Source organism: Microbacterium galbinum (assembly GCF_023091225.1).
GTDB classification, from domain to species: domain Bacteria; phylum Actinomycetota; class Actinomycetes; order Actinomycetales; family Microbacteriaceae; genus Microbacterium; species Microbacterium galbinum.
The window spans coordinates 1,438,806-1,462,943 of record NZ_JAHWXM010000001.1 but is presented as its reverse complement, the minus strand read 5'-3'; the positions used below and the strand labels follow the sequence as shown (position 1 = coordinate 1,462,943).

The 24,138-nt window shown below is 62.2% G+C and carries 15 protein-coding genes and 1 pseudogene; 11 read left to right on the top strand and 5 right to left on the bottom strand.

The genetic code is table 11. The annotated features are described in order from the left end of the window. Positions 1–131: 131 nt before the first annotated feature. The 7 genes from KZC52_RS07065 (at position 132) to KZC52_RS07035 (ending at position 14,330) form a co-directional block, all read left to right on the top strand. Positions 132–1,502 (top strand): MFS transporter, encoded by a 1,371-nt coding sequence (locus KZC52_RS07065; protein ID WP_247623339.1) that lies wholly within the window; start codon positions 132–134, stop codon positions 1,500–1,502. A 59-nt stretch (positions 1,503–1,561) separates the two neighbouring features. Beyond that, entirely contained in the window at positions 1,562–3,862 is a 2,301-nt protein-coding gene (locus KZC52_RS07060; RefSeq protein ID WP_247623338.1) for a glycoside hydrolase family 3 N-terminal domain-containing protein, read from the top strand. Beyond that, a complete protein-coding gene (locus KZC52_RS07055) occupies positions 3,859–5,088 on the top strand; it encodes a glycoside hydrolase family 1 protein (protein ID WP_247623337.1) in 1,230 nt (409 codons plus the stop codon). The genes KZC52_RS07060 and KZC52_RS07055 overlap by 4 nt, the downstream gene beginning before the upstream one ends. Further along, positions 5,085–7,523, top strand: coding sequence for a glycoside hydrolase family 2 TIM barrel-domain containing protein (locus KZC52_RS07050; protein WP_247623336.1), 2,439 nt, complete (start codon positions 5,085–5,087; stop codon positions 7,521–7,523). The genes KZC52_RS07055 and KZC52_RS07050 overlap by 4 nt, the downstream gene beginning before the upstream one ends. Next, entirely contained in the window at positions 7,520–8,599 is a 1,080-nt protein-coding gene (locus KZC52_RS07045) for a family 43 glycosylhydrolase (protein ID WP_247623335.1), read from the top strand. Before KZC52_RS07050 ends, KZC52_RS07045 begins: the two co-directional genes overlap by 4 nt. Before the next feature lie 64 nt (positions 8,600–8,663). After that, positions 8,664–11,255, top strand: a complete 2,592-nt coding sequence (locus KZC52_RS07040; RefSeq protein WP_247623334.1) for a family 78 glycoside hydrolase catalytic domain — start codon at positions 8,664–8,666, stop codon at positions 11,253–11,255. A gap of 39 nt (positions 11,256–11,294) precedes the next feature. Beyond that, positions 11,295–14,330, top strand: coding sequence for a glycoside hydrolase family 2 TIM barrel-domain containing protein (locus KZC52_RS07035; protein ID WP_247623333.1), 3,036 nt, complete (start codon positions 11,295–11,297; stop codon positions 14,328–14,330). A 56-nt stretch (positions 14,331–14,386) separates the two neighbouring features. Here the strand turns inward: KZC52_RS07035 and KZC52_RS07030 are convergent, their stop codons facing one another. Further along, positions 14,387–14,842, bottom strand: coding sequence for a MarR family winged helix-turn-helix transcriptional regulator (locus KZC52_RS07030; protein WP_247623332.1), 456 nt, complete (start codon positions 14,840–14,842; stop codon positions 14,387–14,389). Positions 14,843–14,935: 93 nt separating this feature from the next. On the opposite strand from KZC52_RS07030, the gene KZC52_RS07025 reads away from it, so the two are divergent. Beyond that, on the top strand, positions 14,936–16,378 hold the full coding sequence (locus tag KZC52_RS07025; RefSeq protein ID WP_247623331.1) for an MFS transporter: 1,443 nt from the start codon (positions 14,936–14,938) through the stop codon (positions 16,376–16,378). 372 nt (positions 16,379–16,750) lie between these two features. Here KZC52_RS07025 and KZC52_RS07020 read toward each other — a convergent pair whose 3' ends face one another. The 3 genes and pseudogenes from KZC52_RS07020 to KZC52_RS17685 all read right to left on the bottom strand — a co-directional run. Next, positions 16,751–16,975, bottom strand: a complete 225-nt coding sequence (locus tag KZC52_RS07020) for a hypothetical protein (RefSeq protein WP_247623330.1) — start codon at positions 16,973–16,975, stop codon at positions 16,751–16,753. Next, on the bottom strand, positions 16,972–17,175 hold the full coding sequence (locus KZC52_RS17640) for an Lsr2 family DNA-binding protein (RefSeq protein ID WP_443677133.1): 204 nt from the start codon (positions 17,173–17,175) through the stop codon (positions 16,972–16,974). The genes KZC52_RS07020 and KZC52_RS17640 overlap by 4 nt, the downstream gene beginning before the upstream one ends. 12 nt (positions 17,176–17,187) lie before the next feature. After that, positions 17,188–17,271: pseudogene (locus KZC52_RS17685) on the bottom strand (Lsr2 dimerization domain-containing protein); the annotation flags it as partial. 857 nt (positions 17,272–18,128) lie between these two features. Here KZC52_RS17685 and KZC52_RS07015 point away from each other — a divergent pair. Then, entirely contained in the window at positions 18,129–18,770 is a 642-nt protein-coding gene (locus tag KZC52_RS07015) for a hypothetical protein (RefSeq protein ID WP_247623329.1), read from the top strand. Between the two features lie 330 nt (positions 18,771–19,100). On the opposite strand, the gene KZC52_RS07010 is transcribed toward KZC52_RS07015, so the two are convergent. Further along, positions 19,101–19,973 carry an HNH endonuclease gene (locus tag KZC52_RS07010; RefSeq protein WP_247623328.1) on the bottom strand — a complete coding sequence of 291 codons (873 nt, stop codon included), beginning with the start codon at positions 19,971–19,973 and terminating at the stop codon, positions 19,101–19,103. A 222-nt stretch (positions 19,974–20,195) separates the two neighbouring features. Here KZC52_RS07010 and KZC52_RS07005 point away from each other — a divergent pair, with 222 nt between their 5' ends. Together KZC52_RS07005 and KZC52_RS07000 are read left to right on the top strand one after the other, a co-directional pair. Beyond that, on the top strand, positions 20,196–22,634 hold the full coding sequence (locus KZC52_RS07005; protein WP_247623327.1) for a hypothetical protein: 2,439 nt from the start codon (positions 20,196–20,198) through the stop codon (positions 22,632–22,634). Between the two features lie 719 nt (positions 22,635–23,353). Next, positions 23,354–24,073 carry a hypothetical protein gene (locus KZC52_RS07000; protein ID WP_247623326.1) on the top strand — a complete coding sequence of 240 codons (720 nt, stop codon included), beginning with the start codon at positions 23,354–23,356 and terminating at the stop codon, positions 24,071–24,073. The last annotated feature ends 65 nt before the right edge of the window (positions 24,074–24,138 follow it).

Below are 24,138 nucleotides of genomic sequence, written 5' to 3'. Positions count from 1 at the left end.
AGTTGACATCAGTTTTGACGGCTCGCAAGGCTCGCTTTGATAGCAAACAGTCGTTAGCCTGGACGCAATTGGTGAGTTGAGGCATTTTTTGATGTGCTGCGACCGCCTCCGCACGACAAAGGAGTCACGCTGTGAACGATCGTCCGAACGCTGCTAAGGAATCGTCCGATGCGCTGCCCTCTGCTGCAGCCGCATCGATGGAGGGAGGAGCGGCGATCGGTGAGGCGATCCTGACTCCCACAGGTTCGCTCATCGTCCGCACCCGCGTGAGTGCCGGCTATATTTGGCTGCTGATCTTCGCCACCCTCGGGTCCTATGCTGCTCTCGTCGGACCGATCGGGATCTCCCTGTCGCTCCGCATTCAGGAGATCGCCCCGCAGAACATCGAGTGGTTGGGGTACGTGGTAGGTGGGGGAGCGATCGCCGCGACGCTCTCGCAGCCGCTCGTGGGTATGTGGAGCGACCGCACGCGTTCTCGTCTCGGGCGTCGCCGGCCCTTCGCCATCGCGGGCACGATCGTGGGCTTGGTCGGGCTCGCGCTTCTGGCAATGGCTCCCACGGTCGTCTTGCTCGCGGCGGCGTGGGTGGTGACTCAACTCGGCTGGGCGACGGTTCTCAGCATGCTGCTGCTCTCTCAGGCAGATCGGCTTCCGGAGGAGCAGCGGGGCAAGGTCGCGGGGCTGAGCGGCTTTACCACCATGATCGCCTCTGTCATCGGTGTTGGAATCGCCAGTGCATTCATCGGCAACAACTACCTCGTCTTCCTCGTTCCCGGCGCAGTCGGAGCACTTGCGATGGCCCTCTGGGTCATCTTCGTCAAGGAGCCGTCCAGCCGCAGCATCATCGTGGACAAGAAGCTCACCATCTCTGGCGCGCTTCGAGACATGGTCTTCAACCCCAGGAAGCACCCGGATTTCGCGTGGAACTGGTTCGGGCGGCTGTTCTTCAACTTCGGGGTGACATTCGCGACCACGTTTACCACTCTCTTCTTCGCGTCACGGCTGAGCGAAGGGGGGCGCGTCGCAGATATCGGAGGTGTGATCGTCGTCCTCTCCTTGTTCGGCGTGCTGTCCGCGGCCGGTGGCGCGATGCTCGGAGGATTCCTCTCCGACAAGCTCAAGCGTCGGCGGATCTTCGTTCTTCTGTCCGGCGTCGCCTTCACCATCGGTGCGCTGGTGATGGCGTTCGGCGGTTCGGATGTGGTGATTCTGTTCACCGGCTCGATCATCGCCAACATCGGGTTGGGTGTGTTCTCCGCGGTCGATCAAGCAATCGTGCTCGACGTGCTCCCAGAACGCGATACAGACGCGGGGCGCTTCATGGGCATCAACGGTTACTCCACCTCCATCGCGCAGGGCTTGGCCCCCATCGCCGCAGCGCCGCTTCTGCTCATCGGAGTTACTGGAGCCGACAAGAACTACGGACTTGTGTTGGTGATCGCAGCTGCATGCACGTTGGTCGGTGGCACCGCAGTGATGCTCAAGGTCAAAGCAACCAGATAGGGCGGCTGTCCCGCCTGCCTCCCATAGTCTGCGCTCAAATCAGAGAGAACCGCGTCGAGATGATCACAGCCCCGAAATACCGTGACCCGTCGTGCTCAGTCGTCGATCGCGTCGAGGATCTCCTCGCCCGCATGTCCCCTGAGGAGAAAGCGGGCCAACTTACTCAGTTTTTCTACTTCGGTGGTCTGGGAGAGGTGCCGAACGAACTCGACCTCGAATCCTTGCCGCCTGAGCAACAAGCCTTCATCCGCCAACCGGCGATGGTGGAGGCGGCGATTGCAGCGGGGGGCGCGGGATCAGTTCTTTTCGTCACGGATCCGGCGATCGCCAACCGACTCCAGAGGAGCGCTGTAGAGCAGAGCCCCCACGGCATCCCCTTGCTCTTCGCTTTCGACGTCATTCATGGACTGCGGACGATCTTCCCCGTGCCGATTGCTCAGGCGGCATCGTGGGACGCATCAATCATTGAGGCCGCACAAGCCGCCAGTGCTCGAGAGGCGCGAGCAGTCGGAATCCATTGGACATTCGCGCCGATGGTCGATGTTGCGCGTGATCCGCGGTGGGGAAGAATCGTCGAAAGTGCGGGAGAAGACCCGTACCTCAGCGCGGTCGTCGCAGGGGCACAGGTGCGAGGTTTCCAAGGAAACCGACAGAAGGAGAATGTTCTAGCCGGCCCGAAGCACTTCGCGGGTTACGGGGCCGGGCGGGGCGGACGAGACTACGACGACGCCGAGATCTCGGAAGCTGAGCTTCGCAACATCTATTTCCCGCCGTTCAAAGCCGCGATCGAAGCCGGCGCCGCCACGATCATGAGTGCCTACATGGATCTCAACGGCGTTCCGGCTAGCGGGAACGCCTGGCTCTTGAATGACGTGCTGCGCGACGAGATGGGATTCAAAGGCGTCGTTGTCTCCGATGCCAACGCAGTGAAGTCCTTGCAGACCCAACATTTCGCGGCAACCGCTACCGATGCAGCGACACGCGCACTCACGGCAGGCCTCGACATGGAGATGTGTATGTTCGACCCCGCTTTTGCGACCTTGCCCGTTGCGCTCGGGCAAGGGCTGTTCGATGAGCAGACGCTGGATGCGGCCGTACGTCGAGTGCTCACGGCCAAGTTCGATTTCGGACTCTTCGAGGATCCTTTCGTCGATGAGTCCCGCGCCGATGAGATCCTGGTCGACGCAGATCACCGCGAACTCGCTCGCATTGTCGCCGAGCGCTCGGCTGTGCTTCTCGCGAATGACGGAACACTGCCGCTCGACCGATCTGCGCTCAAGACCGTCGCGGTCGTCGGCCAGCTCGCTGCGAGTAGGCGTGACACTCTCGGGCCGTGGGTGTTTGATCACGATACCGAAGACACCGTCAGCATCCTCGATGGTCTCCGCAGCAGTCTGGAAGGTGACGCGGACATCGTCTATGAGCCCGGCGCAAGCGTCCCGGCACGCGTCTTCCCATCGATGTTCGACCGCCAGGATCCCACAGTCGAGAACACCCCGTCGGGCTATGACGATGATGAAGCGATCGACCGCGCGGAAGGAGCGGTCGCGTCGGCGGATGTCGCGATCGTCGTCGTCGGCGAGCGTCAGAATCAGATCGGCGAGAATGCTTCCAGGTCGACCCTCGAACTTCCGGGTCGCCAACTGGAACAGTTGCAGAGGCTTGTCGCCACCGGGACCCCGGTCGTTCTCCTGGTGATGTCCGGGCGACCGCTCGACCTGCGATGGGCAAATGACCATGTATCGGCGATCCTCCAGGTCTGGTATCCGGGATCTCGCGGCGGAGAAGCTGTCGCGGCGCTGGTGTTCGGTGAAGTCTCACCCGCCGGTCGTCTGCCCTTCTCCTGGCCACGACATGTCGGGCATGTTCCGATGGTCTACTCCCATCAGCGAACTTTCGAACCGCACAATCAGAGTCGTCGCTACTGGGACGAAGAGTCCACACCCCTCTACCCGTTTGGTCACGGCCTCAGCTACGGATCCTTCGTCTACGGCGCTCTCTCGATCGAACGATCACGCCTGGGAATAGGAGAGACAGTGAGGGTGTCCGTCGACGTCACCAACACGTCAAGGCGGTTGGCTGATGAAGTGGTTCAGCTCTACATCCATCAGCGGCACGGTCGCGCATCTCGACCCATTCGCGAGCTGAAGGGTTTCGAGCGAATCACTCTTCCTGCCGGCGGGACGCGGCGGGTCTCATTTCGACTCGGGCCTGACGAGCTGCGGTACTGGAGTTCAGCGACGCGTGAGTGGGTGCAAGACCCGACCATCCTCGATATCGGGGTCGGCGGCAGCTCGGCGGTCGCGCTCGCCGAGAGCATCGAGATCTACGAAACCCACAACGAGGGAGAACCGCAATGACCGCATTCCCGCCTGACTTCCTCTGGGGAGCATCCACATCACCGCATCAGATCGAGGGTAACAACGTCAACAGTGACTGGTGGGCACGGGAAGGTCTCGTGCCCGGCATGGAGGTGAGTGGTGACGCGGACGACAGCTACCACCGCTTCCGTGAAGACATGCAGTTGCTTGCGGACGCCGGCCTGACGTCGTATCGGTTCGGAATCGAATGGGCTCGTATCGAGCCGCGTCAAGGGCAGTTCTCGAAGGCGGAGCTGGCCCACTACCGGCGAATGATCGACACTGCCCTCGAGCTCGGTCTCACTCCGATCATCACGTTGCATCACTTCACGAATCCACGCTGGTTCGCGGAGGAGGGGGGATGGCTCTCGCCGCATGCCACCGAGCGCTTCACCGCTTACGTCACGGCAGTGACAGAGATTCTGCAGGACGTGGAGTGGGTAGTCACGATCAATGAGCCGAACATGATGGCGATGATGGTCATGCTGCAGGAGGCGATGCGCTCGGGCCAGGTGGCGGAGTGGCAGAGTCCGACTGTGGAGGGAGCAGCGTCCGATCGTGAGCGAATCGCCGCAAACCTGCCGGTTCCGACCGCCGACTTCGCTCAACCCTTCATCGAAGCTCACCACGCCGCCCGGGACATTCTTCGTCGCCGAACCAGCGCGAAGGTCGGATGGTCGATTGCAAACGGCGCACTCTACTCCGCAGCGGAGCACGAGCAGAAATTGATCGAGGTCCGCTACTTGTGGGAAGACCTTTACCTGCACGCAGCAGTAGAGGATGACTTCATCGGAGTGCAGTCGTACTCCGCGCAGGAAGTCAACGCCGAGGGTCTCGTCCCACATCCGGATCACCCCGAGAACACGATGACCGGAGCGGCATACAGGCCGGACGCACTCGGTTCAGCCGTCCGCCATGCGACAGCTGTGACGGGCCTGCCGGCGCTCATCACCGAAAACGGGATCCCAACCGGCGATGACGCGCGTCGTATCCGATACACCGCAGAGGCATTGTCCTACGTGGCGGATGCGATCGACGAGGGCGTCGCGGTCCGTGGATACCTGCACTGGTCGCTGCTGGACAACTACGAGTGGGGGCACTGGGCGCCGACCTTCGGCCTCATCGCCGTGGATCGAGAAACGTTCGTCCGCACGCCGAAACCAAGTCTTTCTTGGCTCGGGCAGGTTGCCCGCTCGCAAGGCGCGTCGCTAGGAGCACGAGAATGACGGTGGAACTGTTCACGGATGGGTGGACATTCCGTCGCGACGGAGAGGTGGACGGAGAGCTCGTCCGTCTCCCGCACGACGCGATGATCGGAGAGGCGCGTTCTGCTGTCGGGGGAACCGGCAATCACGGGGGCTACTTTCCCGGCGGGACGTACACCTACTCCAAGGTGTGGTGTGTGCCTGAATCGGCGGTGGACATCGAGTACACGCTTCGCTTTGAGGGCGTGTACGGCGACACTCGCGTCTTTCTCGACGGCCGCGAACTCGGAGGCTGCGACAGCGGCTACAGGGAGTTCGCGATCTCCCTCGGAATGCTGAAAGGAGGGAGCGAGGCGACGATCGAGGTGCACGTCGACAACTCCGCGGTTCCGAACAGTCGTTGGTACACCGGGTCAGGGATCTACCGCCCCGTGTGGATCGAGGCAGCTGGCCCCTACAGGCTGGCGCACGACGGAATTCGAGTCATCACACGCGATATCGGTGCGGAGGCGACCGTGGAGGTGGTCGTCGGCACGGTCGGCGACCTGCCCCTCGGTGCGACCGTCGCAGTCGAGATGCACGGGCCGACGGGTTCAGTCGCGCAGAGGGCGACGTCGATGTCTGTTGGCGGAACAGTGACGATCCCGCTTCAGATCGAGCAACCGAGGCCCTGGTCAGCTGAGCACCCCGAGCTGTATGACGTGAAGGTCGATCTGTGCATCGACGCGGAGGTCGTCGATACGCGGACGGTTCGCACGGGGCTGCGAACGATTCACGTCGACAGCCGCAATGGGCTGCGGGTGAATGGCGCACCTGTTCTCTTGCGGGGAGCATGCGTGCATCACGACAACGGCATACTCGGAGCGGCTACGTTCGCCGCCGCTGAGTATCGGCGTGCGAGGCTGCTCAAGCAGGCGGGCTTCAACGCGATCCGCAGCTCGCACAATCCGCTCTCACGCGCTTTTCTCGATGCTTGCGACGAGATCGGTCTCTACGTGATGGACGAGCTCACCGACGTCTGGCTGAAGCACAAGACGCCTCATGACGATGCCGATCGATTCGAAGCGTCATGGCAGGCGGACGCCGATGCGATGATCGCCTCAGATCGGAACCACCCCTCGGTGATCATGTACTCGATCGGAAATGAGATTGCCGAGACGGCGACAGCCGATGGGATCGACGCTGCGCATCGTCTGCACGCCTACTTCCGTCGCAACGACCCGACTCGCCCCACGACCCTGGCGGTGAATCTTCTGCTGAACCTGATGTCGAGCCGCGGTACGTCCGCCTTTGATCGCGACCAATACTCCGCGGCCCCCGCGAAAGCGAAGAGAACCACGACAAGCACCGCGGCGAACATGGTGACGGCCAAGCTGGGCCGGATCATGAACTTCGTGTCACGACTCCCTGCAGCTGACCGCGCAAGCCGAGACGCCTTCGGCTCCGTGGATATCGCGGGCTACAACTACGCCTTCGGTCGATACGCGTCCGATCGAAAGAAGTACCCGGAGCGCGTTATCGTCGGGAGCGAATCGATGCCTGGAGACCTGCCGGCGATCTGGTCGCGGGTCCTTGACGTGCCTGGCGTGATCGGCGATTTCATGTGGACAGGCTGGGACTACCTCGGCGAGGCTGGAATCGGGGTCTGGAGCTACGGCGCCGACTCCGGAAGTATCAACAAGCCGTTTCCGGCGTTGATCGCGGGACCAGGTGCTCTCGACATCACCGGCGTCCCAGGCGCTCCCGCGCTGCTGGCTGCAGCAGTTTGGGGCGTGGCGGACGCACCCGGCATCGCGGTTCGCCCCATGGACGTCGCCGGTAGGCGCACCAACAGGAGTCCGTGGCGCACATCCGATGCGGTCTGCAGCTGGTCGTGGAGAGGAGCGGAGGGGACAGCGGATATTGAGGTCTACTCTGCTGACGACGAAGTCGAAGTCTTCCTGAACGGTCGTTCGGTCGGTCGTAAGCGCACTGGATCTCGCTCAGGATTCACCGCTCGGTTCCGTGCCGAGTACGAGCCGGGCGAGATCGTCGCCGTCGGCTATCGCGGCGGGCGCGAATCGGGTCGAGCCATGTTGCGCACGGCCGGTCAGCCGGTCGTCCAGATTCGTGCCGAGTCGGCCGAAACCAACGGCCCTGACGACCTCGCGTTCGTCTGGATCGAGCTCGCAGACGAACTGGGAACCGTCGACTCGATGTCGGCTGACCAGATCACTGTCACTGTCACTGGCGCCGGAAGCCTCGCCGCGTTGGGCAGCGCCGCGCCGATCACCGAAGAGTCGTTCGTCGATTCCACTCACGCGACGTATCGAGGTCGTGCGCTTGCGGTGATCCGCGGCTCCGAAGTAGGCGGCGATGTCGTCGTCTCCGTGCAGTCGCGTCAACACGGCTCCGCCTCAACCACCATCATCAACAGCCCGATCGCGGCGAGAGAGCATAGAAAGGCTCATTCATGAACTCTGACGTTATCCGTCCCGGACAGCCCTGGCTCGACACCGACGGCAATCGCATTCAGGCGCACGGGGGCTCGATCCTTCACCATGACGGGCTCTTCGTCTGGTACGGAGAGAACAAGGAACGGACGACTCCGGGTAGCGGGAACTGGCATTGGGGCGTCAGGGCGTACACCTCTACGGATCTGATCAACTGGGACGACCAGGGATTGATTATTCCTCCAGTGCTCGACGACCCGACATCGCCGCTGCATCCTGCGCAGAAGATGGACCGTCCTCACATCATCTTTAACGAGAGCACGGGAAAGTTCGTCTGCTGGCTGAAGATCATGGGTGAAGATCAACAACAGACTCAGGTCTCGACAGTTCTGACTGCCGACTCGCTGTTCGGACCGTATGAGGTTGTGCGTACCGGTCTCAGACCGCTCGGAATGGATGCGGGAGACTTCGACCTGGTGGTCGACCCCGCGACCCGCAAGGCCTACTACTTCTTCGAGAAGGTGCACACCGATGTCGTCTGTGTCGAGTTGACGGATGATTACACCGATGTGACGCCGAACGCGAGCCTCCACTTCCCGCATTCCGGACCGCCGTTCAACCGGGAGGCCCCCGCCTACTTCAAACGAGGAGAACGTCACTACCTGGTGACATCCAGCACGACCGGGTATTTTCCCAACCCGTCGGAGTTCGCCACCGCCCGAGATTTCCACGGCCCATGGGAAGTCATCGGCGACGCGCACCCCGCGGACGAATCACGGACGTCATTCTCCTCGCAGATCAGTTCCGTCTTTCAACACCCGCACAAGAAGGAGCTCTACATCGCGCTTGCGGATCGATGGCTCCCGGAACTGCCTGCCGAGATGCCGAATGTGTTCGACGCGGTGGCTGCTCGCATGGAGGGGCGACCCTCTCCTCAGACGAGCGGCATGAACCTTGCAGAGATCATGCAACTGGGGGCGGGAGAGAACACCGCGGTCGCGGACTACGTCTGGTTGCCTATCCGCTTCGATGGGGAGCGTCCGGTCATCGAGTGGCTCGACGAGTGGAGCCCGGCCGACTATGAGGACTCCCGCGAATGATCCCCGGCCCCGTCTCGCACCCTTTCTTCCGGTCTCCCGGCTACTCGACCGAAAGGCAGGCCCGATGAAAGCCACCAGGCTCCGCACCGAGCACCTTTATCAACCTCTTGGACTCGGTACCCGGAGTCCTCGGTTCTTCTGGAACTGCGATGACGGGCTCGTGCAAACGGCCTACCGCATCGTCGCTCGCCGAGAGGGCGAGACGATTTGGGACAGCGGAAAGGTACTGTCGCCGTCGATGGTCGGGGTGCGGTACGCGGGTGCCGCTCTCGAGAGCCGTGATCGAGTCGAATGGTCTGTCTCGCTCTGGGATCAGGACGATCTGGAGGGAGCGGCCGCATCGACCTGGTTCGAGATGGGCCTTCTGGATGCTGAGGAGTGGCGTGCCCAATGGATCACGGGTGACTACGCTCCCAAGCGGAACGTCAGGTACCCGGTGGATTGCTTCCGCAGGGACTTCGAGGCGACGAAGGAGCTGGTCGGTGCGCGCCTCTACATCTCAGCTCACGGCCTCTACGAAGCCCACCTCAACGGAGCACGCGTCGGTGACTTCCAGTTGGCTCCGGGGAGCACAGACTATCGCCATCGACTCCAGTATCAGGCCTACGATGTCACCGACCATATTCGGGCCACCAACGAGTTGAAGATCGATCTCGCCGATGGGTGGTACCGAGGCTCGATCGGCGCATTCGGTCCCACCAACGTGTTCGGCCGTCGCACAACGCTGCTCGCGCAGTTGGAGATGACGTTCACTGATGGGACTCGCGAGAGCATTGTCACCGACGAGATGTTCTCCTGGAGCAACGATGGCCCGCTCCGCTTCGCCGATTTGAAGGACGGTGAGATCTGCGACGCGAACAAGGCGCCGTCCTACAGCGGCAAGGCGAAGGCCGCCACCGCGGGACTCACGCCGACAAGCGCGGACAATGTCATCCCCCGGTTGAAAGAGCGGTTCGTCCCGAGCCTGATCACGACTCCGAGCGGCGCCAGAGTGCTCGACTTCGGTCAGAACATCGCGGGTTTCGTGGAGTTCTCGGTGACGGCGCGACGAGATCAGAGCATTCGACTGCGTATGGGCGAGATTCTCGACAGCAATGGGGAGTTCACGCAGGCGAACTTTCAACTGACTAAGCCCACGAAGGAGTTCGGGAAGCCCACCGAGGTGCTGCTCATGACGGGCAAGACGAGCCTCCTGCGCGGCGAAGTTCAGCCCACTCCGAAACAGCAGGTCGAATACGTCTGCGCGGAGGGCGAGAACCACTATCGAACGAGGTTCGCCGTGTTCGGATTCCGTTATGCGCTCCTCGAAACCGATGTCGAGGTATCGCCGTCGGATTTTGCCGCTGTCGCGGTCTACTCGGATATGGAGCAGACGGGAGCCTTCGAATGCTCCAACTCGCAGGTGAATCAACTTCTGGAGAACAGTCGGTGGAGCATGAAAGGGAACTTCCTCGACGTTCCGACAGATTGCCCCACGCGTGAACGCCTCGGGTGGACCGGCGATGCGCAGGTGTTCTTCGAGACGGCGGCTTATCTGATGGATGTCGCAGCGTTCTACCGGAAGTGGCTCCGCGATCTGCGTGACGCGCAGCATCGGTCCGGCAAAGTCCCCGCGGTTGTGCCATACAACGGAATGGCGATGATGTACGACGCGACCGGCGGATCTGTCGGGTGGGCCGATGCGACTGTTCTCGTTCCGTATCGCTTGTGGAAGCGTTACGGCGACACCGACATTCTGCGCGAGTTCTACCCGATGATGAGCTCGTACGCGGACTACATGATCGCGAACACTGGCCACAAGAGCAGGACTGCCGCGGCTTGCAACCCTTTCAACGAGTATGTCTACGAGAAGGGGATGCACCTGGGGGAGTGGCTAGAGCCCGAGGAGTTCCGCGACGCGGTGACAGCCAGCTCTCGACCGTCGAGGACCGAAGAAGCGACGGCGTACCTGCACTTTACGATGCGTCATCTCGCCGAGATCGCAGACGAAATCGGCGAAACAGCGGACAGCCAGCGATACAGCGAGTATGCCGAGGGAGCGAAGAAGGCATACAACCACCTGTTCTTGGTGGGCGGGACGATCGATACCGACCGTCAGGCGAAACTCGTTCGCCCCCTCGCGCTCGGGCTGCTCGACGACGATGTGGCCGAAGTCATCGGGACGCGTCTGGTTCGCGCGGTAGAGAGTCGCGACTACCGAGTGGGGACCGGATTCCTCTCCACCCCGTTCCTACTCCCGACCCTGACTGAAGTTGGTCGACCCGATGTCGCATACCGCATGCTCGAGAACGATCGTTCGCCGAGTTGGCTCGCCGAGGTGAAAGCCGGCGCAACCACTGTCTGGGAGGACTGGGAAGGTAAAGAGAGTCACAACCATTACTCCCCTGGCGCGGTCAGTCAATGGTTGTTCGACACAGTCGCGGGAATCCGGGTCGCTGGCGAGAACCGATTCCTGATCAAGCCGGTTCCAGGAGGCACCCTCACGCATGCAACTGCGTCCTACATCAGCGTCTACGGACGAATAGGCGTCATGTGGGAGCGCGATGGAGACGCACTGCGGGTTCGCGTCGATGTTCCGTCGAACACGACTGCCGAGTTGCAACTCCCCGGACTCAGGCTCGACCTGGCCGCAGGATCACACGAAATCGTTCACTGAGTCTTTAGCGCATCCGACGCCCCAACCGTTTGGAGAACCATGGCCGCCGCACGCAGCCCCTTCGCCGCCGAGTCCACGACCCCCGGGTCCGCGCGCTTGCTGATCAACTCCCTCACTCGGGTGCCGGATCAAGTTCTCGACCTCTGGAGTTTCCAGATTGTCCCGGGCCCGGACGCGGAACCGGGAGAGTCATGGCAGGAGGTCCAGCTGCCCGAGCTCTGGACGATGGCCGATTCCGGCGATCAGCCTCAGTACACGAACATCACGATTCCCTTCGACGCGGTGCCGCCGTATGCGCCCAACGAAAACCCGACCGGCATCTATCGAACCTCCGTGGACCTCGCCCCGCAGCCCGGACAGCGGATAATCCTCACAATCGGCGCGGCCGAGGGGCAGCTACATGTCGCCGTGAACAATCGGGTAGTCGGTATGAGTACCGACTCGCATCTTGCGGCAGAGTTCGATATCACGAGCTTTGTTAGGGCAGGCGCCAACACAATCGAGTTGAAGGTCGTCAAATGGTCGGCGAACACCTACCTCGAGGATCAGGATCAGTGGTGGCATGCGGGCATCAGCCGCGCCGTGATGATCTCGATTCTTCCGGAAGTCCGGCTAGCTGATGTCTTTGCTAGGGCAGACTTCGACCCGAACACGCGATCGGGTGCGCTCAAACTGAGCGTCAGTACGGTCGGACTGGACCACGTCTTCGAGCCCTCGCATTCCGTTCGCGTCACCGTCCTGGGCGATACCCATGAACTGGCCGTTGCCCCCCGGGTAGCCGTTCAGGGACTACCGGAAATGTCGACCGACCGCACGGTGCAGCCTCCGGCAATGTTCCCAGATGGCTTCATGGATCTCTTGCCGCTTCTCGCGGCGGGCGCGCCGGCGCCAGCCGGCATGGAGAGGGCGAGCGCTGCCCTTGCGAACTCCGTAGCGCCGCGGCCGGTAGCGGGGACGGCAACGCTCGAGCTGTCCGACCTGCTCGTCACGCCTTGGTCGGCGGAGCGCCCGCAGCTCGAGCAGATCGTCGTCGAGTTGGTGAACGCCGACGGCGATGTCGTCGATACGGCGCGAGTAAGGGTCGGATTCCGTCGGGTCGAGGTCGTTGGCCGGGAACTGTTGTTGAACGGCGTTCCGGTGCTCATCCAAGGCATCAACCGCCACGACTTCGATCCGCACACAGGTCGTGTCATCTCGCAGGAGCAGATGCGCGAGGAGCTGACTCTGCTCAAGCGCTTCAACGTGAATGCAATCCGAACCTCGCATTATCCGAATGACCCGATGTTCCTCGATCTCTGTGACGAGTTCGGGTTCTACGTGGTCGATGAAGCCGATATCGAGGCGCATGCGTTTCCGCACGTGAGCGATGATCCGCGCTACCTGTCGGCATACCTCGAACGAGTGTCGAGGATGGTGCTCCGAGACAAGAACCACCCTTCGATCATCGCGTGGTCGCTTGGAAACGAATCTGGATACGGAGCGAACCACGATGCGGCTGCGGGATGGCTTCGCCGATTCGATCCTTCGCGTCCGATTCACTACGAAGGCGCAATCTCGCTCGATTGGCACGGCGGCCATAACGCCACCGACATTCTCTGCCCGATGTATCCGTCTTTCGATGCGCTGTCCGCCTACGCGACCGACCCTCGGGCTGATCGGCCGCTGATCATGTGCGAGTACGCATACTCGCAGGGGAACTCAACTGGAGGTCTCGCCCGATTCTGGGACCTCATCGAGTCGACTCCCGGCCTCCAAGGTGGATTCATCTGGGAGTTCAAGGATCATGCTCTGGACCCGGATCGAAGTGGTCGTGGGCGGTACGGGGGCGACTTCGGGGATGTGCCCAACGACGGTGCCGTCGTTCTCAACGGAATCGTCGATGCCAATGGGGTGCCACGGCCGGCGCTCTTTGAGGCACGCGGTATCTTCGGCCCGCTGCGAATCGAATCAGGCCCCGAGGAGACGAGATCCGGGACTCTCGTGATTCGAAACCGGCAAGCTTTCTCTGATCTCTCTTCATTCGTATTCGATGCGCACGTAGACACGGCACACGGACCCGTAGCCCTAGCGCGGATCGCCGTGCCCGACTGCCCAGCGGGTCAGGTCGCTGACCTCGAACTACCGAACAGCATCGTCGAAGCCGCCCAGGCGCCGGATGCGCTCGGGATCACCCTGACGATCAGGCTCGCCCAAGACGAGCGCTGGGCGCCAGCGGAGACTTCTCTCGGCGCGCAACAGGTCGCGTTTCCGCGCACGTTCGAACTACCCGAGATCGAGGCTGTCGGGCGGGATCACGGCCTGTCGCTTGATGCGACCGGCAACGTGAGTCATCCGAGGATCCGTGAATGGCCGGTTCTCAATCTCTGGCGGGCGCTCACTGACAACGATCAGGCATTCACCTTGGACCAGCGGTTCCTCCGGAGCGGTTTCTTCAGGCTCGAACGGGTGAGCACGACAATCGAGAGCGACTCCGCCAAAGCTCTGGACCTGATCACGACGACTTACCGCGCCGCGTTCGGTGATGAGGTGGTGCACACGCGTCGGATGACTCAGCTCGGTCACGGGGCCTTCCGCTTCGATGAGAATGTGAGACTTCCAGAATCGACCACGGATGGTTTGCGGGTGGGCATGCGGTTCGAGCTTGAAGGGTGCTTCACCGACGCAGAATGGGTTGGCCTCGGCCCGTGGGAGAACTACCCGGACAGAGATCGTGCAGCTTCGATCGGGCGGTGGACGATGGCCGTGGACGACCTCGCGACGCCGTATCTGCGTCCTCAGGAGAATGGCACTCGAGGGGGCGTCGAGTCTTTCGAGATCTCTGGCACTGCGGGCGTGGTGGCAATGCGATCTGGGTCGCCGACCTATATGAACGTCGGACGACACTCGGTTGAGGATCTCGAGTCGGCATCTCATTGGTGGGAGTTGCCTCAGAGCTCGAGGACGATCGTCCATCTCGATGTTGCTCACCGTGGCGTGGGAACGGCGTTGCTCGGCCCAGATGCGGTGCGTGAAGCACGACCGAGTGCTGTGGAGTACTCATGGTCGTGGCTGCTCGACCTTGGAACGGATGGGTGAGGAAGGAGCTGATCTGTCTCGGACGCAGGCGACCACGAGTCTGGCGGGTGCGAACGCTAAAGCTCGCGCGGAGCGCGTCGGGAGGACGTGTATTGCTCGATGTCCGTATTGAAGCGATGGAGCATGTCCGCGAAGGTTGAGACCTCCGCGTCCGACCAGTCCGCCAAAATCACGCCGAGCGCGCGCACAGAACGATCGCGGACAGCGATGAGTTTGGCAAGGCCGTCGGGTGTGAGCGTGAAAACGCGGGCAATTCCTCCGTCGGGGTCTGGTGCTCGATCGATCAGACCTGCGCGCATCGCCGAACTCGTCTGTCGTTGCACTGTCGAGGTGTCGAGGCGAAAGATCTCGCTGAGTTCTCCGATCGTCTTCGGGCCCTCAGCATGGATGCGACTCAGGAGCAAATAGGCGCTTCGGTCGAGGTCATCGCCGCCGCGTGGCTGGTGCTGGGCGATGGCATAGCGGCTCTGCACCATCTGCTCGTACTCAATGTCTGCGATTCGTCGTTCCATGGTCTTCCTCCGTTCCGATCATCTCATGCCTCATGTGTATGATGCATATGCAAGATGCATACTGGTTGCAGCCTGCATAACTTCGGAGGTTTCATGATCGCGCGCATTCGCACTCACCGCCCGGGCGTGGTCGTCGCCGTGCTGGCGTTCGCGGGGATCGCTTCCTCGATCACGCAGACCATGGTGACGCCTCTGATTGCACAGTTTCCGCGGATCTTTGGCACATCCCCCGCGAACACCGCATGGATCGTCACGGCGACGCTGCTTGCGGCTGCTGTGGCGGTTCCGATTTCGGGCAGACTCGGAGACCTCTTCGGGAAGCGGCGCATGATTCTGCTGCTCGCCGTGCCGCTCGCCCTCGGCGGAGTAGTCTGCGCCGTCGCTCCGACCGTCGAAGTGATGATCGCCGGGAGAGCACTTCAAGGGGTGGGCTCCGGTATGGTGCCGCTCGGTATCGCGCTTCTCCGGGATGTCGTGCCACGAGAAAAGCTATCGTCATCGATCGCGACCGTGAGCGCGACACTCGGCGTCGGCGGCGCCATAGGGATGCCCTTGTCTGCGGCAGTCGTCGAGTTCTCCGACTGGCGGGTGCTGTTCTGGGCGAGTGCGGCGATCACCGGGCTCGTGGTCATCGCCGTGTGGCTCTTCGTGCCATCGCTTGATGCAGCCGCGGCCGGACAGCGATTCGATGGTCTTGGCGCTATCGGACTGTCTATCGGACTCGTGGCATTGATCCTCGCCATCTCCAAAGGGTCGGAGTGGGGGTGGAGCTCGTGGGTGACGCTCGGGCTGTTCGGTCTGGCGGCAGTGGTGTTCGGCCTCTGGGGCATATGGGAGAGTCGGACCACGGATCCACTCGTCGATCTGCGAACTGCTGCGATCCCACGCGTCCTATGGACCAACATCGCATCGATATTCGTGGGGTTCGGCATGTACGCGAGCATGCTCGTCATGCCGCAGCTGCTGCAGCTTCCATCTTCGACGGGATACGGTCTCGGGCAATCAGTCCTGGCTGCCGGCCTTTGGATGGCTCCTGCCGGACTGATGATGCTGCTGCTCTCACCGGTTGGCGGCAGGATGACGAACGCGAGGGGGCCGAAGTTCACGCTCACAGTCGGAGCGGGAATCCTCGCGGTGGGGTATGGGGTAGGACTGCTGGCGATGGGCAGTACGTGGGGACTGCTTCTGACCGGCATAGTCATCAACAGTGGCGTTGCTCTCGCGTATGGGGCCATGCCGGCGTTGATCATGGGCGTGGTGCCCCGCGACGAGACTGCTGCGGCGAACGGGTTCAACACGTTGATGCGCTCACTCGGAACCACCATCGGCGCGGCCGTCGTGGGGGTGATCCTGGCGCAGATGACAATCCACCTCGGCGAGGCGATCGTGCCTTCTGAGGTCGGCTTCCGTGTTGCGCTCTACATCGGAGCGGGTGTATCGCTTCTCGCCTCCATCATCGCGATCTGCATTCCTGCCCATCCGTCTCGCCGATCGATCCCGGCTCTTGCGGAGAAAGAGCTCGTCGGCGTCGGCTAAGTGGTGGGTCGCTGAAGAGACGGCCCTATGGGAGCTGGGTCAGACTGTCGATAAGGCATTGACGTGTGCGTCGACGGATGACGGGACCGCAGCGTGGCGTCTGCAAGCGGGGTTGTAGGCCAGTCGCGCTGATCCCCCGATGGAGTGATTGGTCGCAGTCCAGCGCGGGAATCAACTGCGGTTTCGTGGGTGCGCGGTCTTGTCGAACCCAAGGTCAGCTCGATGGACATCGCGCCGGATAGTCCGGATAACTGTTCTTATCGGGGGTAGTGGTTGGACATTGAGCCGAGACGGGGCTGAGATGGTGACCGGCTCGTGACGAGTGCCTTCGGGGAAAGGCAACCGGTGCGCTCCTTCGCAAAGGGGCTGCCTTCATTGTTGCGGAGGCGCTTCGGACGGACGTTGCTTTTCGCCGTCCAGCCCCCAGCTCGGCATGGCCTCGAGGGCGAGATCATGGCGCCGCACTCTCTCGACAGTCTCCTCGACGGAGTAGACCTGTCCGGCGCGTTCAGCGAGAGCCTGGGCGTGTAAGGACTCTATGCCCTGACGGACTTCGTGCAGGCGGGTAAGACGGGCGTGATCGTCGCGGCTGGTCACGAAGAAGCCTCCTTCGGGGGCGGAGGCTGTCGAGAGGTGCAAGTGTCAGGTTCGCCTGGGAGAGCCGCGGCGTGAGCGGCACGGTTGCGATGGGCGATCCGCCCTTGCGGCGAGACCGTGATGCCGTTCTCGATCGCCCACCGCCGGATTTCGGTCGGCGTCGGCTGTGCTGGTGGCGTTCTTGGGTCCCGGTAGTCGATGGGGCGAGCTGCGTCGATATACGGCTCGATGGCGTGGAAAAACGCCTCGGCGTTGTCGGTCGATAGGTCGATCTCGTACGCCCGGCCGCGGTAGCTGAACTCGACGACGTGGTTGCGACAGAGCCGTCAAGATCGTCACGTTGCTCCACGCTGTCTCGCCGGGTCATGCCCTGATCGTAGCGAGGAGGCCCGCCAATCGCGTCAGAGAATGATGAGGTCGAAGCGAGACTGGGGATACCGGAGCGGCTTATCTGAGCGAGTGGTGCTCAATGACCGAGCCCGAGCGCCAGATTGCTGACTCAGCCAGGCGGAGCGGTGAGCGTTCGGTCGCCGTCGTTCTACGTTCGGGGGCGTTGATCGTCATGCACTACAACCGCAGTGTAGTAATCATTCACGGCCCAGGGGGTTCCCGAAACGAGGAAGTACGGACCGAGAACTGATCCGCCGGTAATCCGGTGCTCTTCGCCAATTTTGGGCACACGGTCGAACTTGATGGGTGAGATCGATTCGATTTCGCCCCACGCGGCTCCCGTCAGCCGCACCTTGTCACCCACCCTGATTTCCGAGGGGGGAGTGTGTCCTGCATCGCTCGCTGGCATCATGTGTCTCCAACCTGCAACGGTAGGTAGTGCCGGGTTGGGCCGGCAGGCGGCCCAATTGGGTCTCAGTACCTCGCCGATAAGGGCTCAAGTGATGTCACGAGTATCGCATCCGCGCGGCACACACCGCGACTCACCACTGCGGACGTAACCTCTCAGTTTGCGGGTCGCCCGCTTCGACCGCCCAGTCCTCTGGCGCCCCATTTCGCCGCGCCTGGTCCCGACGCGTGGTTGAAGGCAGCGATCGATGTGTGCCGACGAGCTGGTTCTTTTGACGCGTGCGTGCGCGACCGAACACGCGATACAGTCGGCGTACCGTGTAGCGGCCGCCGTCGCTGGTAGGGAGAAGCCTCCATGTCAACCGCTGTTCGGCCGCTCGCTCTCGCCAAAGCGGTCGATGAAGCGCTCGAGCGAATAGACCGGACGGGTTGCGGCGCTGAGATTCTGCGCGTGCTTCGACTGGAAGCAGAGCGCCTCCTCACTCAAGTGCGACCCGTGTCCAGCTCATCGGCTATGACTCCCGCGCTTCGTGCCTTCCTCATCGAGTCCGGGGACTTCACGCTGCAGGAGCTCACCGAGACTGAGGAGCGCGTCGCCCGTGGCGAGCTGCGGGAGCTGGAGGATCAGACCTGCTTAGAAACGATCGCCGCATCGTACAGCGAGTCTGAAGTCGCAGAGAGGCTAGGTCTCAGCATCTATGAGGTTCAAGACCGCGCGCGGATCGGCACGATCTACTCATTCGCGGTGGAGGGCTTCGCCGTATATCCGAAATGGCAGTTCAGCGATCAGACCCGCGACGGATTGCTGCCCCATCTCGCGCATGTGCTGGCTTCGCTCATCGACGGCTGGGACCCGGCGAGCGTGCAGGGATTCATGACCGTCCCGAAAGAAGATCTGACCTATCGCGGCGAGTGGCAGACGCCGATTCGGTGGCTACTTCGCGGCGGCAGTGCCCACCGTATTGATGACATTCTCGAGGGAGAGCGCTGGCGCTAATGGGTGGGCCGTACGCCCCATGGACGCGTCTCAGTTAGGCCGGGCCGGACAGAATGGCGACGTGTTGAGACGAATTCACGCGATCTAGTGGCGCGACGACAGATTCGTCGCGGTCAAGCTTGCAGGCGGTCGGGTCGTTGCCGAGGCCGATCCCACCGGCCTATCAGGCATGCTCGAGCCGTGTCGGCGAGCGCCTCAAGGCGGTCCCTCGCTGCTAGAGGGAGTGCGTGGCAACCCGCCGCGCACACAGGATGAAGCGTTCCACGACCTCAGCAGGCTCGAAGGCTGACGCCACGTTCTCTTGGCTGGGACGATTGTTTTGGGCCGCCATCAGACCACACACCTTGTAAATCCAGTGATCGGGTCGAGCGGCCAATCGATGGCGAACACGCGATTGAAGCTGATTACCATCGCCGATTCCGCTTGTCCATCCGCGGCGGCCATCAGGACGATCTCCCCAGGGCTCGGTTCGTGCGCGGAGCGCGCGACTTTGATGGACCTCACCACGTCGCCGAGCTCAGCCTTCTGGTCACGGGGCGCGTCTCGGGCAGCGAGGAGCTCAGCTCTCAACGCATCAGCGCGCGGCGTCTGCGGAATCCCGCGCAGCGCAACGCAACCGGCCAAATAGGCAGTCTTGACCGCTGCGATGTGAGAACGGGTTGTGTCGACAACCTCGTAGCTCAACTCGAACTCCTGTTCTCCCAAGATCTGAGTGACCGCCGGGTCGTGTTTACCGTGTTGGAAGAGAACAAAACCACCTGATGCGTTCTCGCGTAGTAGGTACTCGCCGACGCTCCGGCGGCCAGGAACGGACTTGCCTGAGAGTCGTACTTTCCCGATCGTGTTCTCATACCAATTGCGAAGGTGCGGCTCGTACTTGCTGCCGAACTCGTTGTTGCATGCTTCGCAGGTCATCGTGATCACGCTGCCGCCAACCGAGTGGGGAGGCACATGCTCCCGGCTTCGCGGCTCCGGCGCGAGGCAGATCGGGCAAACACCGAAGTCGACAAAATCGAATGAGACAGGCAGTGCCCGAAAACTCCGCTCTGTTCCCAATGGTCGTGGCATACGCACCTCGAGCGTCGACCCATCCTCCAGACGAAGAACGGCCTCGCTGAGCTCAGGGACGCCCCGACCATTCGCGCGTCCGGTGACGCTTTCGATTACCCCGCGTACATGACGCTGTCCGGGCGATTCACTCACGGGTCAGACTGTACTGGCAGCCTCAGACACTTCTGAAAATATTGAGCGCAAGAGTACATGTCGTTGCTGTGGCCGTTTACATGCGCCAAAGGACCGATGATCCGAATCGCAACGACGCACTTGGCTGCCGATGAGCTGAGCGGGATGGGTGCTCTCAGGCGGCCGAAGCCGACAGCATCTGCGAGGTGGCCGGCGTGTCGGAGGCGTGTGGTTCGATTAGGCATGGCATCGAAGTCGAAGCGTTTGAAGGCGCGTGCGAAGAGGCGGCGGCATTTGCCTCACGGGGACGCCGCAGCGCCGACGGATCCTTATGTGGATTTTGTGATGCAGTCCTCGGACACGGTGCAGTCGCTGTTTGCTGAACTCAGTGCTGAGGGCGATTTCGCGGCGAACGTGGGTACCAGGTTCGCTGACCGTGTACGTGAGCTCGCGGCAATGGGTTCGCGTTTCACGTCGGCGAGGTTGGCAGAAACCGCCAGGCTGGCGTACTTCCCCTTAGCTCCGGCTGGGCAGGTTGTCGCGAGCCCGGACGGCGGCGCGTGGCAGGTCGAATTGCTCGTCCTGTTGGCGATTGCGGGTCGCAGTACCGATGAGGTGGACGGTCCACCGGCGGAGCCGAATGAGATGAGCGGGGTGGTGCAGGACGCCCGGCCGATTCTGGAAGAGATCACGAACCTGGGCTGGTTCCGGACGCTGGTCGCCGCTGGCCCGGACGCGCCACTGGGGTGGTTGTCGATGGGTGTGCAGGGGTCAGAGGTCGCGATGCGCAACTCCTCGTACGCAGACGTGTTGCAGGCGACGGCGGTCGAGCTGCTCGATGCCAACCCGGGGGTTCGCATTGCGCTGGAGAAGGGATTGGGGTTCAGTGCCGCTGAGGCGCTGAATGTACTGAATGCCTGTCATTCGATCCAGGCCCGCAAACTAAACAAGCGGGGGCAGCAGTTCGCGAGGTCCCTGTCAGAGCCTGCGGGCGCTCCCGGGGAAGATGTCGCATCGATGACCAAGCAGGCTGTGACTGTTCTGATGTCAATGTTTGAACCGTCTGCGGATGACTGCACGGTCGGCATCGATGAGCTTGTCGCGGAGACGGACCTCCCAATGGAGCGTGTCGAACGGGTGGTCGCCTTCTTCACTCTTGATGCGTCCGGGATGACGGCGTTGGAGGCCGCGGAGAAGTTCGTTCAGGGGAACAACCCGTGGCGACGTCACCCGTTGCTTTCAGGCGGTGCGGGTCGCGTGATGCTGCTACATGACGGACACACAGCACCGGCGTTGAGGGAGAGGCTTGAGGACTACCTGAAGACGCAGAAGGCTGAATGGGACGCGTATGCGAAGCACCGCGGAGAGGTCCTGGAGGAGCGGGTGCTTCGCGCAGTGAAGATGCTTCTTCCGACGGCGACCTACCGGAACGGGTTCGATTTCTTCGTCCCTGCAACGGAGGCAGAGAAGGCGACTGGTTCGGTTGATGCGTATACCAAACGGGTGGAATGTGATCATTTGGTTCTTGTCGATGATGTGGCCTTTGTCATCGAGGACAAGGCGGTCGCGTTCAGCGCCCTGTCTCGGGGAGGGAAGACATCGCGCCAGCTCGGTGACTTAAGGCGCATCATCACGAACGCAGCGGAACAGGCAGGGCGAGTGCGCTCAGGGATCGTCGATGACGGCGGGCTACGCATCGAGGGAGAGGGATGGGTGGATCTCACTCACATCCGCGAGATCCATACGATTGCTGTCAGCCTTGACGATATCCCGGCCGTGTTCACGGCGACCGCGGATCTCCTTGAGGCCGGACTCATCGATCTAGAGAACGTCCCCTGGACGGTCTCGCTGCACGATCTCGAGCTGATCGCGGAGCTGGTGGACCGGCCTGCAGAGTTCCTCCTTTATTTGCGGCGCAGGCGTGATCCCATGACGACGATGATGTTCTTGGCGCCTGACGAACTCGACCTGTTCCTCTACTTCTACGAAGCTGGATTGTGGGTAGCACCCGACCCGGCCTTGGTCAAGGACGCGTTTCCATTCATGCCCGACCCCACCACGGGTGAACTGCGTCGCTTCCGGCAGCAGGTACCGGCGTTCATCACGAGCCGGACGGATGCGCTCGATCAGTGGCATCTCACCCGCGACGGCAGCCCGCGTGCACCGAAACCGTCGATGCCGACGACGAGCATCGTTGACCTTATCGATGAGCTGCACGACCGACAGAGCTTCGGCTGGCTAAGTGTCGGCGCAACACTGCTGTCCGGAAACGAGGCGGCGCAAGAGAAGTTCGCCCGGCATTCAAAGGACCTGCTGGACAACCCAGACCCGGAAGGCCGCGGACGTAGCCTGACCGTTCCGATCACAGGAAGCACGAACGTCGAGGACGGTTGGGTGCTGGTATGGGCGGTCAAGCCACCCGGAGTCTCCTCCGCGACGTGGGAGGCGCACATCCGCAACTACATGAAGGCTAAAGGGCACCAGCTCAATATCCCGCGGGTGGCCGCGTTCGCCTACGACGAGGTGAGCCGCGAAATGATAGCCCTCTACTACGAAGGGGAGACCAGCACGCTGGATCCCTCGGCGACAGCGTCGCTGCAGCGGTTGCGGCCCGCATCTGCTCTGCAATCGCTGCTTCCACCTGCGGCGAAGCGACGCCCTCGCCCGAACAACCCGAAGTAGCCCGCGCGGCACCGGCTATCAGGGGGTCGCGAATCCACGGGCGTATTCGTCAAGATCCCGGATCGCCGAAAACTCCCAATCGCGCTAAATGGCGTCAGGGCACTCAACACGTCGTCCGGCAGACCTCCTAGCGGGACCTTTCCCGCTGCGGGGTCTCTGCTTTTCAATGGCTGGCTGGCTGGCGAAACGACAGCGTGACGAGAACCTCAGGCTTCTATCTCGGTGTCGGCAGGATCATGACCGAGTCGGTGACGAGCAAGATCAACACCTCCGGCGGCGAGTACGTCCTGAAGTCTCTGAACTCCAAGCCAGGAAACTGGGTAAGAATCGCCTTTTCGCGCCCGGATTCCTCCGCGCCGAACGAAGAAGGCACTGGCGGACCTCGGGGCGATCCCTACCCGACCACGTGTAGCTGGAGGGCGGTGTTTCATCGTCGAAAGATCGTTCGATCTCACGGTACCTCCTGCTTGATGATCGACGGAGCCGGGGCATCCCGAACCGGCCAGCCAGAGATACCCGGAGGAACTTCGGGTGTGTCTGCCTCGCTAGGATTCCCGTGAACGCCAAGAGGCAACGTGATCTGTCTAACCGCCCTCGCCTGCGTCGCACCGACCCCTAACCTTCTCGCCAACCTGGTGCAGATAGGGATCCTGGTCGTTGCGGCCGTGGCACTCTTCTGGGCTGTCCGAGAGTGGAGATGGGGCGGCAGCATCCTGAAGGTGAAGCTCGAGCTCGGTCGAACGGATGGCCTTCGAATGGTTCGTGCTTCACCAACAGATATGCAGGACCCCAATCTCATCGACTGGCGAATGCCGTATCGGTTGGACGGTCCCGCACTCGACGTCGCTGTGATCACAGTGACCAACAAAGGCCGAACCCCAGTGACGGTATTGAATCCGGCGCTGCTCTTCAGTTCAGGTGGTGCGGAGGACTTGCGAGTCTCGGGCCAGCTGGTGGGCGGGAGCTGGGGGAATGACGAAAGTCGGACCCGGCTCGAGGCCCATGACTCCTGCGTGTTCACCCTGATGCTGCAGCCGATGGCTGACATCGCCCGCAGCGACATGATCTTCCAAAAGCCTCGAGGAGCAGGAGGAGATGTCTGGGCCCGGGCAGCTGTGACGTCGGGGAAGGGCGACGTCAAACTCTCGCCTAGATCGGTCCGGTCGAGAGCGAAGTGGTGCTCGCTGGGCCGTCTAGATGCTCGATGGAAGGTGAGCACTCCACTACGAGAGATACCGCTCGACCCCACAGAAGTGCTGATGGCGGAGTTTCTGGCGCCCGGCGGAGATGTCTACGATCAGTCCGTGTTGCTCGGCAGCGTGCTCCTTGCCGCCGAAGCGGGAGAATCCGTAGACGATCTCGCCGCGCGGGTCGAAGACCGATACGGGATCATGAACGCCGGCAAGATAGCGATGCGCGCGATGGCCCTCGCCCGTTAGGTAAGGGGACTTCGCGGTTCTTGGGTGGCCGGCGAAGGGCGACCGCTGCGCACGGGCACCTCGCC

Excerpts from the sequence above, each read along its gene's own strand:
- KZC52_RS07060 (WP_247623338.1), top strand. The coding sequence starts at position 1,562 with ATGATCACAGCCCCGAAATACCGTGACCCGTCGTGCTCAGTCGTCGAT.
- KZC52_RS07055 (WP_247623337.1), top strand. The coding sequence starts at position 3,859 with ATGACCGCATTCCCGCCTGACTTCCTCTGGGGAGCATCCACATCACCG.
- KZC52_RS07050 (WP_247623336.1), top strand. The coding sequence starts at position 5,085 with ATGACGGTGGAACTGTTCACGGATGGGTGGACATTCCGTCGCGACGGA.
- KZC52_RS07045 (WP_247623335.1), top strand. The coding sequence starts at position 7,520 with ATGAACTCTGACGTTATCCGTCCCGGACAGCCCTGGCTCGACACCGAC.
- KZC52_RS07040 (WP_247623334.1), top strand. The coding sequence starts at position 8,664 with ATGAAAGCCACCAGGCTCCGCACCGAGCACCTTTATCAACCTCTTGGA.
- KZC52_RS07035 (WP_247623333.1), top strand. The coding sequence starts at position 11,295 with ATGGCCGCCGCACGCAGCCCCTTCGCCGCCGAGTCCACGACCCCCGGG.
- KZC52_RS07030 (WP_247623332.1), bottom strand. The coding sequence starts at position 14,842 with ATGGAACGACGAATCGCAGACATTGAGTACGAGCAGATGGTGCAGAGC.
- KZC52_RS07025 (WP_247623331.1), top strand. The coding sequence starts at position 14,936 with ATGATCGCGCGCATTCGCACTCACCGCCCGGGCGTGGTCGTCGCCGTG.
- KZC52_RS07015 (WP_247623329.1), top strand. The coding sequence starts at position 18,129 with ATGTCAACCGCTGTTCGGCCGCTCGCTCTCGCCAAAGCGGTCGATGAA.
- KZC52_RS07005 (WP_247623327.1), top strand. The coding sequence starts at position 20,196 with ATGGCATCGAAGTCGAAGCGTTTGAAGGCGCGTGCGAAGAGGCGGCGG.